Origin of the sequence: Deferrisoma camini S3R1 (genome assembly GCF_000526155.1) — a bacterium.
Taxonomy (GTDB): Bacteria; Desulfobacterota; Deferrisomatia; order Deferrisomatales; family Deferrisomataceae; genus Deferrisoma; species Deferrisoma camini.
This window is the reverse complement of record NZ_JAFN01000001.1, coordinates 4,166,260-4,182,319: the sequence shown is the minus strand read 5'-3', so window position 1 is coordinate 4,182,319 and position 16,060 is coordinate 4,166,260. Positions and strand designations below refer to the sequence as shown.

At 67.5% G+C, this 16,060-nt stretch carries 22 protein-coding genes; 8 read left to right on the top strand and 14 right to left on the bottom strand.

Annotated elements, in window-relative coordinates; translation table 11 throughout:
* Window positions 1-10 precede the first annotated feature (10 nt).
* From DEFCA_RS0118515 to DEFCA_RS0118485, 7 genes are all read right to left on the bottom strand, one after another.
* Window positions 11-316: a hypothetical protein gene (locus DEFCA_RS0118515; RefSeq protein ID WP_025324483.1), complete on the bottom strand. Its 306-nt coding sequence runs from the start codon at window positions 314-316 to the stop codon at window positions 11-13.
* A gap of 21 nt (window positions 317-337) precedes the next feature.
* Window positions 338-562 carry a hypothetical protein gene (locus DEFCA_RS0118510; RefSeq protein ID WP_025324482.1) on the bottom strand — a complete coding sequence of 75 codons (225 nt, stop codon included), beginning with the start codon at window positions 560-562 and terminating at the stop codon, window positions 338-340.
* The gene (locus tag DEFCA_RS22540; protein ID WP_169709648.1) at window positions 559-729 is read right to left on the bottom strand and encodes a hypothetical protein; all 171 of its coding nucleotides are present in this window, start codon (window positions 727-729) and stop codon (window positions 559-561) included. Before DEFCA_RS22540 ends, DEFCA_RS0118510 begins: the two co-directional genes overlap by 4 nt.
* Window positions 729-929, bottom strand: a complete 201-nt coding sequence (locus DEFCA_RS0118500; RefSeq protein ID WP_025324481.1) for a helix-turn-helix transcriptional regulator — start codon at window positions 927-929, stop codon at window positions 729-731. Before DEFCA_RS0118500 ends, DEFCA_RS22540 begins: the two co-directional genes overlap by 1 nt.
* 93 nt (window positions 930-1,022) lie before the next feature.
* Window positions 1,023-1,490, bottom strand: coding sequence for a hypothetical protein (locus tag DEFCA_RS22535; RefSeq protein ID WP_169709647.1), 468 nt, complete (start codon window positions 1,488-1,490; stop codon window positions 1,023-1,025).
* Window positions 1,490-1,681, bottom strand: coding sequence for a hypothetical protein (locus DEFCA_RS0118490; RefSeq protein WP_025324479.1), 192 nt, complete (start codon window positions 1,679-1,681; stop codon window positions 1,490-1,492). Before DEFCA_RS0118490 ends, DEFCA_RS22535 begins: the two co-directional genes overlap by 1 nt.
* Window positions 1,681-1,896, bottom strand: coding sequence for a hypothetical protein (locus DEFCA_RS0118485; RefSeq protein ID WP_025324478.1), 216 nt, complete (start codon window positions 1,894-1,896; stop codon window positions 1,681-1,683). Before DEFCA_RS0118485 ends, DEFCA_RS0118490 begins: the two co-directional genes overlap by 1 nt.
* Window positions 1,897-2,026: 130 nt before the next feature.
* On the opposite strand from DEFCA_RS0118485, the gene DEFCA_RS0118480 reads away from it, so the two are divergent.
* The 4 genes from DEFCA_RS0118480 (at window position 2,027) to DEFCA_RS22525 (ending at window position 5,098) form a co-directional block, all read left to right on the top strand.
* Window positions 2,027-2,674 carry an XRE family transcriptional regulator gene (locus DEFCA_RS0118480; RefSeq protein ID WP_169709646.1) on the top strand — a complete coding sequence of 216 codons (648 nt, stop codon included), beginning with the start codon at window positions 2,027-2,029 and terminating at the stop codon, window positions 2,672-2,674.
* 469 nt (window positions 2,675-3,143) lie between these two features.
* The gene (locus DEFCA_RS0118475) at window positions 3,144-3,620 is read left to right on the top strand and encodes a thermonuclease family protein (protein WP_025324476.1); all 477 of its coding nucleotides are present in this window, start codon (window positions 3,144-3,146) and stop codon (window positions 3,618-3,620) included.
* 66 nt (window positions 3,621-3,686) lie between these two features.
* Window positions 3,687-4,142, top strand: coding sequence for a DUF6932 family protein (locus DEFCA_RS24730; protein WP_407919183.1), 456 nt, complete (start codon window positions 3,687-3,689; stop codon window positions 4,140-4,142).
* Window positions 4,139-5,098, top strand: a complete 960-nt coding sequence (locus DEFCA_RS22525; protein WP_169709644.1) for a hypothetical protein — start codon at window positions 4,139-4,141, stop codon at window positions 5,096-5,098. The genes DEFCA_RS24730 and DEFCA_RS22525 overlap by 4 nt, the downstream gene beginning before the upstream one ends.
* Before the next feature lie 128 nt (window positions 5,099-5,226).
* Here DEFCA_RS22525 and DEFCA_RS0118460 read toward each other — a convergent pair whose 3' ends face one another.
* The gene (locus DEFCA_RS0118460) at window positions 5,227-6,402 is read right to left on the bottom strand and encodes a tyrosine-type recombinase/integrase (RefSeq protein WP_025324474.1); all 1,176 of its coding nucleotides are present in this window, start codon (window positions 6,400-6,402) and stop codon (window positions 5,227-5,229) included.
* A gap of 750 nt (window positions 6,403-7,152) precedes the next feature.
* Between DEFCA_RS0118460 and DEFCA_RS0118455 the strand changes: the two genes are divergently transcribed.
* From DEFCA_RS0118455 to DEFCA_RS0118440, 4 genes are all read left to right on the top strand, one after another.
* Window positions 7,153-7,581, top strand: coding sequence for a hypothetical protein (locus DEFCA_RS0118455; RefSeq protein WP_169709643.1), 429 nt, complete (start codon window positions 7,153-7,155; stop codon window positions 7,579-7,581).
* 301 nt (window positions 7,582-7,882) lie between these two features.
* On the top strand, window positions 7,883-8,293 hold the full coding sequence (locus DEFCA_RS21145) for a type II toxin-antitoxin system RelE/ParE family toxin (protein WP_025324472.1): 411 nt from the start codon (window positions 7,883-7,885) through the stop codon (window positions 8,291-8,293).
* Complete coding sequence (locus tag DEFCA_RS0118445) at window positions 8,290-8,715, top strand: helix-turn-helix domain-containing protein (RefSeq protein WP_025324471.1); 426 nt, start codon at window positions 8,290-8,292, stop codon at window positions 8,713-8,715. The genes DEFCA_RS21145 and DEFCA_RS0118445 overlap by 4 nt, the downstream gene beginning before the upstream one ends.
* The gene (locus DEFCA_RS0118440; RefSeq protein WP_025324470.1) at window positions 8,690-9,160 is read left to right on the top strand and encodes a protein-export chaperone SecB; all 471 of its coding nucleotides are present in this window, start codon (window positions 8,690-8,692) and stop codon (window positions 9,158-9,160) included. The genes DEFCA_RS0118445 and DEFCA_RS0118440 overlap by 26 nt, the downstream gene beginning before the upstream one ends.
* A gap of 255 nt (window positions 9,161-9,415) precedes the next feature.
* On the opposite strand, the gene DEFCA_RS0118430 is transcribed toward DEFCA_RS0118440, so the two are convergent.
* The 6 genes from DEFCA_RS0118430 to rsmD form a co-directional block, all read right to left on the bottom strand.
* A complete protein-coding gene (locus DEFCA_RS0118430; RefSeq protein WP_029734372.1) occupies window positions 9,416-10,114 on the bottom strand; it encodes a pseudouridine synthase in 699 nt (232 codons plus the stop codon).
* Window positions 10,111-12,126: an elongation factor G gene (gene fusA, locus DEFCA_RS0118425; RefSeq protein ID WP_029734371.1), complete on the bottom strand. Its 2,016-nt coding sequence runs from the start codon at window positions 12,124-12,126 to the stop codon at window positions 10,111-10,113. Before fusA ends, DEFCA_RS0118430 begins: the two co-directional genes overlap by 4 nt.
* A 399-nt stretch (window positions 12,127-12,525) precedes the next feature.
* A complete protein-coding gene (locus tag DEFCA_RS0118420; protein ID WP_169709642.1) occupies window positions 12,526-13,146 on the bottom strand; it encodes a GerMN domain-containing protein in 621 nt (206 codons plus the stop codon).
* Window positions 13,143-13,976 (bottom strand): HAD-IIB family hydrolase, encoded by an 834-nt coding sequence (locus DEFCA_RS0118415; protein ID WP_025324467.1) that lies wholly within the window; start codon window positions 13,974-13,976, stop codon window positions 13,143-13,145. Before DEFCA_RS0118415 ends, DEFCA_RS0118420 begins: the two co-directional genes overlap by 4 nt.
* A 101-nt stretch (window positions 13,977-14,077) precedes the next feature.
* Window positions 14,078-15,481, bottom strand: coding sequence for an RsmB/NOP family class I SAM-dependent RNA methyltransferase (locus DEFCA_RS24480; RefSeq protein ID WP_025324466.1), 1,404 nt, complete (start codon window positions 15,479-15,481; stop codon window positions 14,078-14,080).
* On the bottom strand, window positions 15,478-16,050 hold the full coding sequence (gene rsmD / locus DEFCA_RS0118405; RefSeq protein ID WP_025324465.1) for a 16S rRNA (guanine(966)-N(2))-methyltransferase RsmD: 573 nt from the start codon (window positions 16,048-16,050) through the stop codon (window positions 15,478-15,480). Before rsmD ends, DEFCA_RS24480 begins: the two co-directional genes overlap by 4 nt.
* Window positions 16,051-16,060: the final 10 nt, after the last annotated feature.

Here is a 16,060-nt window from a genome sequence, read left to right as displayed (position 1 = left end):
GCTCACCTCCTCATGCGGCTCGACGAACGCTGCCGTCGGCCTTGGGCTTCTGGTCGAGCACCACGGTGGCGTAGAGCCCGTGGCCCAGAAACGCGGTGCAGTGGTAGTGCTTGCCCGTCTGCATGTCGCGACGCCATTCCCACCAGGCCGCCTGGGGCTTGATGCGCATCCAGGCCTCGGGCCAGAGCTGGATGTGGGCCTTGGGCTCTCCCATGGCGCCGTTACGCATCCACGTGCCACCCACAATGTCGTCGTCGCTGAGGCCAAGGGCCTCGATTTGGTCGGCTGCGTGTCGGAGCAGTTCGGTCACGGTCATGTCGGGTCCTCCCGTTGTTGGTCAGTGGTCTTGGTGGTCGCTGTCGCTATCGCTGCGCAGGTGCTCCCACCCGCAGCCCCGGGCGCACCGGTAGCCCAGGGACACCACGCGCACGCCGCCGAGGCATTCCGGGCACACGCGGCTGGCGTGAGTGCTCTTCGTCTCGAGATCGTTCCAGAGCACGAGCCCGTGCCGCGCCCAGGATTCGATCCGCGCATTGGCCTCCGCTGCCGTGAGCGCCATCATCGCGTCACCACCCACAGGAGCCAGGCGTCCGCCAGGGCCAGCGCCCCCAGCACCACCACCGCCCACCCTGGGACCCGCCGCCGGGGCCGGCCCAGGTACTCCGCCGCGGCCTCCATCCCGGGGCGCCGGTCCACTGACGAGTCGTGGATCCGGATCACGTCTCCCATCACACAGCCTCCTTCCTGGTGCGCTCCCGGAACTCCTCAAGATCCCCTTCCCACCACCCGACGATGCGCGGGTGTCCGTTCCGGTCTCGCGACAACACGCAGGGCCGGGGGAGTTCGCCGTCTCGCACCATCTCGTAGAGTTTGCTCTTGCCGATCCCCAACAGCTCCGCCAACGCCTTCGGCCGGATGAACCTCTCCATCACGCCGCCTCCTTCTCGAAGGCCCCTCCCTGGGCTACTTTGGGCCCGGCCTCGTAACCCGTTTCACCCAAGGAGGAGCGAACCATGCCCGTTTCAATCCGCATCGAGACCGCCAACCCGTCGCTCTATGCCGTTCTCCGCGCCACCGCCCCTGAGGGCGTCGTCTTTCTCTCCCCGCCGCCGATCGAGCGCCGGTTTCTCGACTTCAACGTCGAGAACCTCACCCTCATCCATCTGGCCCTCCGGGACGAACTGGACGCGGCCTTGCTCGGCTTCATAGCCGGCTGGTTGGCACACCGCCTCAAGCAGGCTGTCGTCAAGTTTCACGTACAGCTTCGAATTGATGGTGATGAGACCCCGATCGATGAGGGGGTAATCCACCGAGCGCTTCAAAAAGGCATCCGCGGCCAAAAACACGAACACAGCCAGCGCCACGATCAATGAGCCTGGGATTCGTGCAAGGACCCCTGGGGCTACCCGTTCCAGGTTGGCCGAGAGGCGATTCATCGCCTTCCTGGTCTCTGGATCGAGGTTGAGGCGATACGTACGGTTTTCGTTCATCACATCCCTCCGCCCTGGGCCTCTCCCCTACGGTCCGTGACCCAAAGCGCGCCCTTCAGGCACTCGGCAAGTAGGCGCTGGTTCTCCCTGAGCAGGTCGTTCATCTGCTCCAGGTTGGCCGACAGCCTATCCAGCGTCTCTTTCACCTCCGGGTGAACCCGGACGTGGATGGTGGTGTGGTCTGCGCTCATCACGCCGCCTCCTTCCCCCACACCTCGTCGAAGGGGCGCTCGATCACCTCCGCGATCCGGTGGGCCGCAGCATGCCCCTTCGTGCCGGGGCGACCCGGTCGGCCCAGGCGGATGATCCGCTGCACCACCGACGAATCGCACCCCACCTCCACCGCGATCTGCTCCGCCGTCACCCCCCTGCGCATCAGCTCCAGGTAGATCTCCCTCTTGTCCATTCCATCCCTCCGGTCCTGTGGTAACCTGTGCTCCCGCCAGCGGGCGGCGGGATGTGGGAATGATAGATCAAACATGATGCATCGTCAACATCAAAAACGATGCCTGGCGTTTTTTTCCCGGAGGGCCAGCATGGCGACTATCGGTGAGCAGTTGCGAGCGGTTCGCAAGAAAATGGGGATGAGCCAGTCAGAATTCGCCCGATTGGTAGGGGTTTCTCTTCCGACCATCCAGCGGTACGAGCGCGGAGAAACGTCGCCAAAGGCGGAGCTTCTCAGGCGGGTGGCGAAGGTTTGTGATGTGTCATTTGATCTGGAGGACTACATCATCGAACCGGAAGGCAAATCAGAAGGTGTGGTTTCCTCCGACACCTACACCCCCATCCCACTGGTGAAACCCAAGCTCGCCGGTGGCGGCGGGTCGGTGGTGATTGACGAGGGCGTGGAAACGTGGTTGCATTTCCGGACAGAGTGGCTCAAGCAAATCGGCCCGGCCCGCCAGCTCGTGCTCATGCGGGTGGAGGGTGACAGTATGGAGCCCACGCTCTACGAGAACGACGTGATCATGATCCACCAGGGCAAACGGGAGTTGCGGCCTGGGAAGCTCTACGCCATCGGAATCGACGACAGGCTGCTGGTAAAACGGCTGCATCCGGCCCTGGGCGGCGGCATCGAGATCATCAGCGACAACCCCCGCTACGGAAAGGAGGTGATCAAGGAGGGGGCACCCGGATTCCGGGTGATTGGACAGGCGGTTTGGATGGCGAGGAAGCTAGCCTAAGCACGGAGGGGGTTGGCAATGTTCACTGGCGCGTTTGTCATTTGGATTCTTTTCGGGGTTTGTTCAGCACTCATTGCATCATCGAGAGGTGGGAGCGCATTCCTTGGTTTCATTGGGGGGGTCTTTCTCGGACCATTTGGGCTCCTGATCGCCCTGTTCGCAGGGGGCAAACGGTGTCCTTACTGCAGAAGCAAGATTCACCCAGAGGCGATCCGGTGTCCCAAATGTCAGGCGGATCTCGTACAACCACGAGCGCGAGAGTCAGAGCCTGCCAAGCCGTCCGAAGAACCGCCACCCTTTCTAGCAGAATTGAAAAACGCAAAACCAGAGGAACTCCTCCACCTCGCTTCAGAGGCTAGGCGGGACGGCGACAAGAATAAGGCGGACGTGCTTTATCGGGAACTCCTCCGGCGGCACCCGAATTCGCTAGAGGCCAGGGTCGCCGTGCGGCACCTTGGGACTTGACCCCTTGAGAAGAACGGCGGCCGCCCTCGTTCTTCTCCCTCTATTTGCCCTCGCGGCCTCCCTCCAGGGGCTGGTAGTGGGGGTAGTGGACGGCGACACCCTGAAGATCCTCGTCAACAGGCAGGAGATCCGAGTCCGCCTCTACGGCATCGACTGCCCGGAGCGCCGGCAGCCTTTCGGGAAGAGGGCGAAGCAGTTCGCCTCGGAACTCGCCTTCGGGAAGACCGTCACCCTCATCGAGCACGGTCGGGACCGGTACGGGCGACTGGTGGCCGAGGTGATCCTCCCGGACGGCCGGAGCCTCAATCGGGAGCTCGTGCGCGCCGGCCTCGCGTGGTGGTACAGGCGTTATGCCCCGGATGACCACGAGCTCGGTGTCCTCGAGGCCGAGGCCCGGGCCGCCAAGCGGGGGCTGTGGTCGCTCCCAGACCCGAGGCCGCCGTGGGAGTGGAGGAGGGGGAGGCGTAAAGCCGCGCCTTGACGATGCCGATTGGTTCTTACGCCATGCCCTGAGGAGGTAGTCCATCCATTCGAGAAAGGAGAGGCTATGCCAGGGGGGTACCCACCGCTTTTCCCGCCGGGGTTTCACGATGTCGCTCTGGACGACCTTCACCGGGTCTTTGTCGACCCGTTCAACGAAGGACGGGAACACCGGGCACGGCTCACAGAAGGCTTGACGAAATACCTGGGCCACTTGTTCACGGTGCCCATATCCATGGTCGTCTGGATCAATGGTTCCTATGCCACAACGAAGCCGTACCCGGGGGACGTCGACCTGGCGATCGGCGCGTCCGCGCGAGAGGCGAATGCCCTCTCGCCGCGCGACAAAAATCTGCTAGGATGGCTTGTAATGCATCCAGAAGAGATGAAGCTCCGGTTCGGGTGCCATGCGTTCTTCTACCCTCTGGAGAATCACGACCTGATGATGTACTGGCGCGGCGTGTTCGGTTTCGACCGGCACAACACCCCCAAGGGCATCGCCAGGCTGGAGGTGCGGCCATGATTACCAACGTCGAGTGGCTCCGCACACGAATTTCCGAAGCCGAGAAGCTCCTGGAAAAAGACCGTTTGCACCTCGAAGAAGCCCCAGACGACTTCGCCTACCAGCTCTCCGCATCTAGCCTTGAAAGCCACCTAGCGGAACTCCAGGCAGAACTGCGCCAAGAACTCGAATCCAGGCGGAACGAATACATTACCATCCAACTCAAGGGAGAAAAGGCCGTTTGGGGAACGCTTCCGCTCGATCTCGCCGGGAATATCGCAGCTCGCTTTTTCAAGGTAGTGCTGCGTACGGCACACTTTATGAGGTCTAACCGGTCATCCCGTGGCGGCCCTGTGCCCAGAGACCTAAAAGAAACCCTCGATCTGCGACTAGCCGCTGTGTCTCCTGGATCGACCAAAATCGTCATCTCCACCAAGACACTCGCCAAAAAAGACCAGATGGATCTTTTCGGTCACAGCCTCAGCGAGGAGGCCCTCAAGCGAGTGTTCGACGTTCTGAAAGCAGAATCGGCTGAGGAAACAGTGGAGTGCGCAACGGAAGTCGGAGCCGCAGCGGGTCGGGAGTTGGGAGAGTTACTAGACGCGATACTCAAGGCGGACCTCGAGACCAACTTCTATTGGCGCACCCCAGCGGGAGAGGCCCGTCAATGGACAGGACGCAAGGCTGATCTGCATAGGATCACCAGCATCCTGAACTCACTCAAAGAGCGGGAGCCGGAAAGGGTCGAGTTTGAGGGAGTGGTGGACGAACTGGCACGCAGGGGTCGGGTCAAGGTCATGCTGGACACCGGTGAAAAGGTCTCGCTCACTTTCGCCCAAGACCTTTTCCACGACATGATCACCCCCCTCCACCTTGGGCAACGAGTGAAAGGGGCGGCTGAAAAGGTTGTCATTCGCAATGAGGCCACAGGCATGGAGCGAGCCCACTACACGCTCTTGCAAATCACTCCCGCGTAGGCAGCGAGATGCTGTTCCCGATCAATCGGGCTAGCGAGACTGCCTTCGGGCAGCGGGCCGCGGGCACACGGCGATGACAAGCCGCTTGGGGCTCTGGCAAGGCTCCCTCCCCGGAGGGAGCCTTCGGTCTATCTGGCCCCCGTGATCTCCCGCACCCTCCGCTCCCACGCCTCCAGCGCCTCGCGCTTCTCCCGGTCGTAGCTGTGCCGATCGTACACGGCCGTCACCGTGGGGTCGGTGTGGTTCAGCACCTGGCGGATCACGAGCCGGGGCACCCCCAACGAGGCCATCCCCGAAGCCGCGGTCCGGCGCAGGTCGTGGGGGGTGAAGCGCTCCACCCCGGTGAGGCGCCGGTACTGCTGAATCGCGTGCCCGAGATCCGTGGGCGTGATCGGCTTTGCTCGGCCGGGGAACACCCACTCGCCCCCCGGCTCGCCCAGGAGCTCCAGCACCAGGGGCGTCAGAGGCACACGATGAGTCTTGCGGTTCTTGGTGCGCTCCCCCGGGATCGTCCACCACTCCCCCTCGACCTCGGCCCACGGAAGCGCCGACACCTCCCCGGGCCGCTGGGCCGTCAGGAGCAGCACGCGCAGCGCCCGGCGCACTGAGTCCCGGGGGAGAAACGCATCCCCTCGCACATGGGAGAACCCTTCCAGCCCCCACCAGAACGCCCGAATCTCCGCCGGCGTCAGCACCCGTTCCCGGGGCTGCTCCTGGGCCGGCATCCGCACCTGCCAACAGGGCGACGCCGGCAGGAGGTCCACCTCCACCGCCCAGTTGAACATCCGGCGCATCGTCGCAAACAGCCGGTTCGCCGCGTAGGGCCCCCGCTCAAGCACCTCGTCCAGAAGCTCGCGAACGTCTGCCCGTGTGATCTCCGACGCCGGCCGGTGGCCCCACGCCCGCACCACGTCCGCTTTGAGCCGGCGCTGGTCCTCGGCCCAGGAGCGCTTTCGTGGCTTCGCCCAGCGCTCGATATAGGCCCGCACGAGGTCGCGCACAGTAAGACCTTGGCGCTTCATCTCTTGGCGCTTCCTGCGCGTGGCGAGCTGGGGGTTGATCCCCTGCGCAATGTCCGCCTTCGCGGCCACCACGAGCTTGCGCGCCTCGGCCAGCCCCACCCGGGGGTACTCCCCGATCTTGAGCCGGAACTTCCGCCCACCCACCGTGTACGTGTACATCCAGGTTTTCCGGCCCGATGGGTACACCCAGAGCCCGAGGCCACCGGGCTCCCTGACCTCGTAACGTCTATCTTTCGGCCGGAGACTCCGCAGGTACGCGGACGTGAACAAGCGGGCTGGCATAGGGTCCCTCGGTGGCGACGTGTCCGTCGGACACCGTCAAAAAGTGTCCGAAAAGTGTCCGCTTCGCTCCGGGTACCACCGCACCCCGGCGGACGCCGACGCACCGAGAATACACACATAACCCCATGTAACGCAAGGAAAAACAGAAACCCAGCCAAAAGCTACCGGAACCCGGCGAATCGCCGGATTCGGTCACTTAAAATCCCTAGGCCGCAAGGCCGTGCGGGTTCGAATCCCGCCCCGGGCACCAACGATTCTTCGTTTGGTTCCTTGATCCGGTGGTTTTCCCGCCCCGACAGGCGTGCGCCCATGAGCGCTTCTTCACACTCAAACGCGGCCGTTCAACCGAGCGTTCCTCCCCATGCGCCTCCGACCAGCAGCCAACGGAACCGCTCTTGCCCAGACACCCGCGGTTTGGTCCTGATCCTGATGGACGAGGGCACGGAAACATGGTTGCATTTCCGACCGGGTGGTTCAGACCAGGCTCGGCAGCCCGTGCTCGTGCGGGGAAAAGGCGACGCATGAGGGGATCACAGAGGGGCGCCCGGATTCCGGATGATCGGGCAGACGGTGTAACTGGCGAGAAAGCGGGGGCAACCTTTCACCTATCAAGGGGGCGTTCACGTGAAGGGGGTACGGAGGGGCGTTTTTCTGGGGGCGGTTCTATGTCTGGTCAGTTCCGGGGCGTTCGCAGGCGGGCCTCTCTGCCCGATCCGAAAGTGGAAGGACCCGTTGCAAGACGCCCAATGCGTGGTCCTCGACTCCCTGATCCTGAGCGGGGGCACCGTTCAGAACGGCATCTGGTATCTCGGCGCATCGGCAACAAGCGACAGAAGAGGCTTCAAGCTGGGATTCTTCGCCCAGTGGGTGGGCCCGACTTGGGCGTTTCTCTCGCCGGGCAAAGCCATGACGTTCATCGCCGACGGGGACAAGATCGTCCTGACGTGCACGGGAAGCGACGGCAGGCGCAACATCACGGACACCGGCGAAGCGTTCGAGACCACCTTCTGCGAAGTGAGCCCGGAGGACCTTGATCGCATCGTCTCCGCACGGCGCGTGCTGATCGAGATCAAGGGGGAGGTCCTGACCCAGCGCGCGCGACTGGACCCCGCCGACCTCTCATGCCTCCTGGCCTTCCACGATGTGACCCACGGGGTTGCCACTGTAGGGGCAAAATAGAGGAGACGGGCACCCAAGCCGCCGTCGTTGCCGCCGCCCTGGTCAAGCTGCTGTGACGCTCGTCGCCCTCGAGGCCCGGGCCGCGAAGCGGGGCGTCTGGTCACTGTCTGATCCAACGCCCCCCTGGCGGTTCAGGCGGGCACCCGGGCGATGATCTGAAGAAAAGGGGAAGACATGCGCGAGGTGACCCCCGTGGACAAAGGGCATGGGTGGGCGGCATATCTTGAGGTCGGCGGGCACAGACACACATTATCTTGGGCTGGCAATTTTAGCGTTTGCATCCCTTAACCGATAAGTTAATATGCGCCTCATCACCGTCCGAAAAGGAAGACACCGGGTCTGCGCCATCGCGGCCGACACGGGGCGCTGTGACCTTGAGGACTTCTTTGCCGAACTCGAGAAGGGTAGATCGGCAGACCTCAACGGGCTTCTCGACCTGATCGAGCGCGTCAGCGTGGGAGGTCGCCCCAGCGAGACGCAGTACTGCAAGCATCTTGGGGGCGGCATCTGGGAGTTCCGCCACGGACGTGCACGGATTCTGTGGTTCTACGACGATGAGGCCGGAAGCCTCATCCTCTGCTCACACGGGTTTGTGAAGCAGTCGCAGAAGACCCCCAGGCCGGAGATCGACCGCGCGAAGACCCGGCGTAAGCGCTACCTGGAGGCCAAGAAAGGCGGGACCCTCGCCCGCGACTGGGAGGAGACGCCATGAGCGTATTTCAGAAGTACTTCGACGGCCTCGACCAAGACCCCGAGTTTCTGGCCGTTCACGCCGTTCACGATTTCACCCTGGAGATCCACCGACTGATGGAGAAGCACGGCATCAACAAGGCGGAGTTGGCCCGACGCCTCGGCACTAGCCAGGCGTACGTCACCAAGATGCTCTCGGGCAACGCCAACTTCACCATCAAGACCATGACAAAGATCGCCGCGGCGTTCGGGGAGAGAGTGCATATCCACCTGGATCCCGGGCCGTGCGAAGAGAGCCGGGCGACGGTCTGGGAGAAACTTCCATGGCCAGGGAGACCAGGCCAGTGGACTCAAGCGGCGGAAGGGTGGGCGGACACGTATCGTGAAACCGAGATACCGGCTGCAAAGGAGGAGTGCGATGAAAGCGCCCCCCTTGCGGCTTGAGAACTACTTCTTCCCCAGGGTACTCGTCGAGGCGAACCCGAACTTCGCCAACACCGACACCAATCAAGAGGTGCCCATCAAGCTCAGCGCGCAGCCTCAGGTCAGCGTCAACACCAAAGACCCCTTGCGCTTCCGCCTGATCCTAAAGATCCGGGTCGCCTACGACGAAGATCACCCGAGCCCGTACGGCATCGAGTTGGACGCTGTGGGCTTCTTCCGCGTGGATGAGACCGTGCCGGAAGATCAGCGCACCACGCTGGTGCACGTTAACGGCAGTACTATCCTGTTCGCCGCAGCGCGGGAGTTCCTTTTGGGTGTAACGGGGCGGGGCCCCTGGGGTAACGTGATGCTTCCGGCGTGGAGCTTTCACCCCGGAGTCCACATGGAAGAGCCCCCCAAAGAAGGCTTAGCGGAAGAAGAAAGTATCCCCGATCAATCGGGCTAGCGAGACTGCCTGCGGGCAGCGGGCCTCGGGCACACGGCGATGACAAGCCGCCCGGAGCCCTGGCAAGACTCCCTCCCCGGAGAGAGCCTTTGGTCTATCTGGCCCCCGCGATCTCCCGCACCCTCCTCTCCCACGCCAGGAGTGCCTCGCGTTTCTCCTGGTCGTAGCTGTGCCGGTCGTGGACGATCGTCACGGCGGGATCGGGAGGTTGAAGGGGGGACCTGGGGACTACGAGCCGCGGTAATATCCTTCGAACTAGCCCGTCCATCCCAACGCATCCAGGGCCCTGCGCCAGCGTTCGTCGAAGGGAGCGGTGACCCGGACCGGCTCGCCCGTGGCCGGGGAGGGAAAGACCAGGACCCGGGCGTGGAGCAACAGGCCCGGCACGCCGAGACGCTCGCGGAACATGCGGTTGTGGCGACCGTCGCCGTGGACCGTGTCGCCCACGACGGGGTGGGCGATGCCCGAGAGGTGCCGGCGGATCTGGTGGGTGCGGCCGGTGAGCGGCCGGACCTCCAGCAGGCTGTACCGGGCCGTGGGGAACGGCCCCACCGGGATCGGGAGCTCGGCCGTGGCCAGGCGGCGGTACCGGGTGCGGGCCGGCCGCACCGCCCCGGTCTCCTTGTCCTTGAGGGGCCGGTCGATCTCCCCCTCCGGGTCGGTCCATCCCCGGACCACCGCGTGGTAGACCTTCTCCACCCGACCCTCCCGGAACGCCCCTGCGAGAACCTGCGCCGCCTCGGGGCTCAGGGCCATCACCAGGGCCCCCGAAGTGGCCCGGTCGAGCCGGTGCACGGGGTAGACCCATCGGCCCAGGTGGTCCCTCAACCGCCGGAGGACCGAGTCCTTCTCCCGGATCTTGGGCACGGGGTGGACCAGGAGCCCTGCGGGCTTGGCCACCGCCACGCAGGCATCGTCCTGATAGAGGATGGGAAGCGGCGGGGTCGGGGTCACCCCGTCACCCGGTCGTACCGCTCGAACAGCATCTGGAAGGTGCCCCGGCCCTGGGTCTTGGACCGGAGGTCGGTGGAGTAGCCGAACATCCGCCGCAGGGGCACCAGGGCCTCCACCTCGGTGATGCCGGCCCCGGTGCTCATGCCCCGCACCTCGCCCCGGCGGGCGTTGATGTCGCCGATCACGTCACCCACGTTCTCGTCGGGCACCTGGATCTGGACCCGCATGATCGGCTCGAGCTGCACCGGGCCGGCGCTCCGGCACGCCTCGCGGAACGCCTGGTTCGCGGCCACCTTGCACGCCATCTCGCTGGGGTTCTCTGGGTCGAACCCCACGGAGAGCACCTCGACGTCCACGTCCTCCACGGGGTAGCCGCCGAGCTCGCCGCTGAGCCAGGCCTCCCGTATCCCCTGCTCCACGGCCTGGGCCACCGCCTCGGGCAGCTCCCCGGCCGGGGCCAGGGTGACGCGGTTTCCGACGCCCCGGTCGGCCGCGGCCACCCGCACCCGCACCGTGGCCCAGTGGCGCTTGTCGCCCAGGGTGCGGTCGAAGGTGGCCTCGGCCTCGGCCCCGCCCTCCACGGTCTCCTTGTACACCACCTGGGGCCGACCCACCTGCACCGGCAGGTTGTAGTCGTCCTTCATCCGGCGCACCAGCACCTCCAGGTGGAGCTCGCCCATGCCCGAGATGAGGGTCTGGCCGGTCTCCTCGTTCACCTCGTGGTGGAAGGTGGGGTCCTCCTCCTCCAGGCGCTCCAGCACCTCCAGGAGCTTGGCCTCGTCCTGGCTGCGCTCCGGCTCCACGGCCACGCTGATCACCGGCGGGGCGAACGCGATGGTCTCGAGGAGCAGGGGGTGGTCCTGGTCGCACAGGGTGTCGCCGGTGACCGTCCACTTGAGCCCGGTCAGGGCGATGATGTCGCCGGCCCGGGCCTCCACCTCCCGCTCCTTCTTGTCGGCGTGGAGCCGCAGGACCGCGGCCGGCTTCTCCACCTTGCGCCGGGTGGCGTTGTACAGCCGTCCCCCGCGGAACACGCCGGAGTACACCCGCACGTAGGTGAGCTTGCGGCCCACGTCCTGCTGGATCTTGAACGCCAGGGCCGCGAACGGCTCCTTCTCGGAGGCCCGGCGCACCTCCTCGGCCCCGGTGTCCGGATGGACCCCGTGGATGGGGGGCACGTCCAGGGGGCTCGGCAGGTAGTCCACCACGGCGTCCAGCACCGGCTGCACCCCCTTGTTCCGCAGCGCCGACCCCGCCAGCACCGGCACGATCCGGCCCGCCAGGGTCTCGCGCCGGAGCACCTTGCGGAGCTCATTCGGATCGGGCCAGGTTCCCTCGAGGAACGCCTCGGCCACGGCGTCGTCGAAGTCGGCCAGGGCCTCCAGCAGGGCCTCGCGCCGGGTCTCCAGCTCGGCGACCTCGTCCCCCTCGGGGGCCCGGCGGGTCATGGTGGCGCCCCGGTCCGCATCGTCCCACTCCAGCACCTCGCCCCGAAGCAGGTCGAGGCAGGCGCGAAACCGCGCCTCGGCGCCCAGGGGGGTCACCACCGGCACGGGCACGGCGCCCAACCTCTCGCGCACGCTGTCCACGCTGCGGCCGAAGTCGGCCCCGACCCGGTCCATCTTGTTCACGAACACGATCCGCGGAACGCGGTACCGGTCGGCCTGGCGCCAGATCGTCTCGGTCTGGGGTTGGACGCCCGAGACCGCCTCGAGCACGATCACGGCGCCGTCGAGCACCCGCAGCGACCGCTCCACCTCCACCGTGAAATCCACGTGGCCGGGGGTGTCGATCAGGTTCAGGCGGTGCCCCTTCCACTCCACCCGGGTAGTGGCCGCGGTGATGGTGATGCCCCGCTCCTGCTCTTGGCGCATCCAGTCCATGACGGCCTGGCCGTCGTGGACCTCGCCGATCTTGTGGGTGCGGCCCGTGTAGTAGAGGATCCGCTCGGAAAGGGTGGTCTTTCCGGCGTCGATGTGGGCGAAGATTCCAAAGTTTCGGATGTCTTTCATCTTCCCGGCTCCACACAACCGACCCGGCCGCAATCGGTCTACGGTCGTCGGTCGACGGTCTTCGGTCTAGGCCTTCGGCCCGCTGGGAGGCTGGGATGCTATGAGATTTGAAAACCCAACGGATTCCCAAGCGTTCCAGGAATCACTATGCCTCTTTGCCTTCACCCCACGGTCCGGGGGGCATGGGGTCTGCTGGAGAGCCGCGTGCGGCTCCTTGGCTCGCCGCGCAGCGCCTCCAACGTTCGCACCGTGGAATCGTTCGTGCCGGCCGGTCTGTCATGAAGTCACCGCTGATGCCCCGTGCCTGCGCGGCGAATCTCATGCTCGGCTTCGCGCGCGGCCGGAAGCAGGCCCCATGCCCCGCCCTACGGGGACTCTTGGTTTGAACGCAACCCGGTGTCACCGGCCGGTCAGGTCGGGATCCGGCGACAGGGGGTCTGAGATCTTCACGTGCCCCCCCAAGGTCTCGCGCTCCTGGCCGTCCACCAGGATCTGGACCTCCCGCACCCCGGGCACGTTCTCGACCAGGGTGTTCACCAGCGCGAACACCGTGAGGAGCTCCCCCGAGGCCCCCCCGGCCGAGAACCCCTGAAGCGTGGATCCGTCGAGATCGAGGATCGCCAACCCCTCCGAGCCCTGGTAGGCTCCCCGAACCCGGACCCCTTCGGGCAGCACCGGGGCCGCACCGTCCTCCCCCGGGCCCCGGGACAGCTCCTCCACGAGGCGCCCCATCAGCTCGGTGGTTCCCAGGCCGGCCGGCACCTCCCGCTCCTCGGCCACCAGCCGGGTCCAGCGGGGGTCGGCGAAGTACAGGGTGACCCGGTGCCGCGCCCGGCCCACCGCGGTCAGGCGGGCCAGGTCCTGGGGCGGCACCAGCCGACCGGTCCACCACAGCCAACCGGTTCCGGCGGCCGAGCCGAGCAGCAGGAGCAGGACCACCCACCCCACCCAACCCAGGGGTGAACTCCGGGTCCGGCGGCGGGCCCGGCCCCGGGCCGTCCTCCTAGCCGGACGGCTCACGGCTCCCCCCCCGCGTGCCGGGCCAGCCAATCCAGCACGGCCCGGTTCCAACCCACCGGCCCCCGGCCCGGCACCTTCCGCAGGCCAGGGGGCAGGGGGGCCAGGTGCCCGCCGTCTCCCCTCTCCACCACCACGCCCTCGTCCACCGCGCACAGCATGGGCAGATCGTTCTCCCCGTCGCCCAAGGCCAGGGTGCGGGGCCGGCCCCCCAGCCGGGACACCTGCTCGATCAGCCACGCCACGGCCCGACCCTTGTCGTTCGGGCCCGTGAGATGCCAGAACCTTCCCCCCCGGGTGAGCCGAAGCCCCCGGCCCGCCAGGATCTCCCGGGCCCGGGCCACCTCCGCGGGCGACGGCGCGGGCTCCCAAAAGAACGGCTCGTCGAACTCCCGGGCCTTGGCGAGCCGGGCCCGGTCCTCCGGCAGGCCGGTGACCCGGGCCACCTCGGCCGGGGACAGGTCCCCGAACCCCCGGAGGTCGGCCCCCAGCTCCTCGCGGAGCGCCTCCAGGGCCCGGCGCAGCTCCGCGTATGCGGTGCCGAACACCTTGGCCGGCCGGCCCCCGACCCGGTCCGGGAGCCCGGACTCCAGCACCCCCGCCCCCGTGGACACCACCGCCCCCCCGTTCTCCACGATCAGGGGGCCCGACAGGCCCAGGTCCGCCTGCACGGCCTCCATCTCGGCTCGGGTCTTGGAGGAGCACAGGACCACGAGGGCCCCGACCCGGTCGAGGGCCTCCAGGGCCGGCCCGGCCGCGTCCCACCGGTAGGTGTGGTGGTCGAGCAGGGTTCCGTCGAGATCGGTGAACACAAGGAGCGGGGCTGGGGCCACGGGGTCCTCCGGCGCACGAAACGGCGCCTTCTTATAGCAACGCCCCGGATGCGGAGCAACCGAACCCCTCTCCCTCCCAACGTTCCAACGTCCTAACGTCCCTACGTCCCACCCTTCCTCAGCCGGGCCAGGAAGAAGGCGTCGCCGCCGTAGCGGGGCAGCACGGCGGGCAGCCGCAGGACGCCGCGGTCGGCGCCGGGCACATCGAGCAGGGGGGCGTGGCCGGTGCGGTCCCCGAGGGGGGCCGGCTCGAACCCGGGGTGGCGGGCGAGGAACGACTCGATCTGCCGCCGGTTCTCGGGCTCGAGCAGGCTGCAGGTCACGTACACCAGGAACCCGCCCGGCCGCACCCAGGGGGCCACCCGGTCGAGGATCTCGGCCTGGATGCGGGTGAGCCGGGCCAGGTCCTCCCGGGTCCAGCGCCAGGCCGCGTCGGGGTTGCGGCGAAGGGTTCCCGACGACGAACACGGCACGTCCACCAGGATCAGGTCGTAGGGTGCCTCGCGCCCCACCTGCTCGGCCGACGGCTCGACCCGGATGTTGCCCAGCCCCCCCCGCCGGGCCCGGCGGCGGGTGTCGCGCAGCCGGGCCGGGTCCGCGTCGTGGGCCACCACCCGGCCCCGCCCCCCCATGGCCGCAGCCAGGGCCAAGGCCTTGCCCCCGCCTCCCGCGCAGAAGTCGAGCACCTTCTCCCTGGGCTTGGGGTCACACAGGCAGGCCACCAGCTGGCTGCCCTCGTCCTGCACCTCGGCCCGACCCTCCCGGATCAGGGGGAGCCGGAGCACGTTGTGCCGGCCGGCCACCCGCACGCCCCAGGGGCTCCGGTCGGTGGGCCGGGCCGGCACCCCGGCCTCCCTAAGCTCCCGGAGCACCCGGCCGCGGTCGGTCCGGTGGGCCTGGGCGCGAAGGGTCAGCTCCTGGGGCCGCCGCAGCCGCGCGAGCTCCCGCACGGCCTCCCCCACCCGGTCCCACGGGCCCAGGTCGAACCACCAGCCGGGCACCGAGAACAGCGCCTCCAGGGCCTCTCGCACCGGACCGGACCGGGGGATCGGCTCCTTCTGGCGGGCCCCGATCCGCTCCACCCACGCCGCCCGCAGCCGCTCCAGCCGCCCCAGGGCCTGGAGCCACGGGGCGACCCCGCCGGGGAGGTGGGGCACCTTCCCTGGATCCGCAAGGCCCATCCGGTCCAGGAACGCCAGAAGCAGCAGGTCGCCGTCGCCAGGCACCGCGTCCGGCAAGGCCCTTCGAATCGCCTCGCGGTTCCGGGCCAGGTGGTACACGGCCTCGGCCAGCACGGCCCGGTCGTTGCGACCCATGTTTCGGCGGGCCCGGGTGTGGGCCTGGAGGGCGCGGTCCAGGGGCGGCCCCCCCGACCAGATCAGCTCCTCGAACCCGGCCGCCGCTCGGAGGATCCGCACGGCGTGACGGGGGTTCACGTCGGAGACCTTTCCGCCCCACCACGCCCACCGGGGCCGGCGGGCCACGCCGGCGATCTTCTCGCTCATGAAGGGTCTCCCCCGCCGATCTCGTAGAAGTCGAAGGCGGTGTTTCCGTAGGTGCGGGTGCGCACGAGCCGCGCCCCGGGGTGCTCGGCCTGGGCCTCCCGACGGTGGCGCTGGACCACCACCACCCCGTCCGGATCGGCCACCCCGGACTCCACCACGGCCTCGAGGGCCGCCTGCTGGAGCCCGCGGTGGTAGGGGGGCATCACCAGCACCACCTGGAACCGCTCGCCGGCCCGGCCCAGGGACCGGCAGGCCCGCAGGGCGTCGTCGGCCACCACCCGGAGCCGCCCCTCCATGCCCAGGTCCCGGGCGTTGCGGCCCACCAGCTCGGCCACGGTCCGGTCCCGCTCCACCACCACGGCCTCCCGGGCCCCGTTCGAGAGGAGCTCCAGGGCCACCGCGCCCGACCCGCCGAACAGGTCGAGCACCCGCGCCCCGGGGAGCCGGGGCCGCAGCAGGTCGGCCAGGCTCTTCCGGAGCCGGGTCAGGAGCGGCCGGGTGCCCTGGCCGGCCGGCGTGGCCACCCGCCGGCCGCGCAGGGTTCCGGAGGTGATGCGTACGTTGCCCATGGGGATCGGT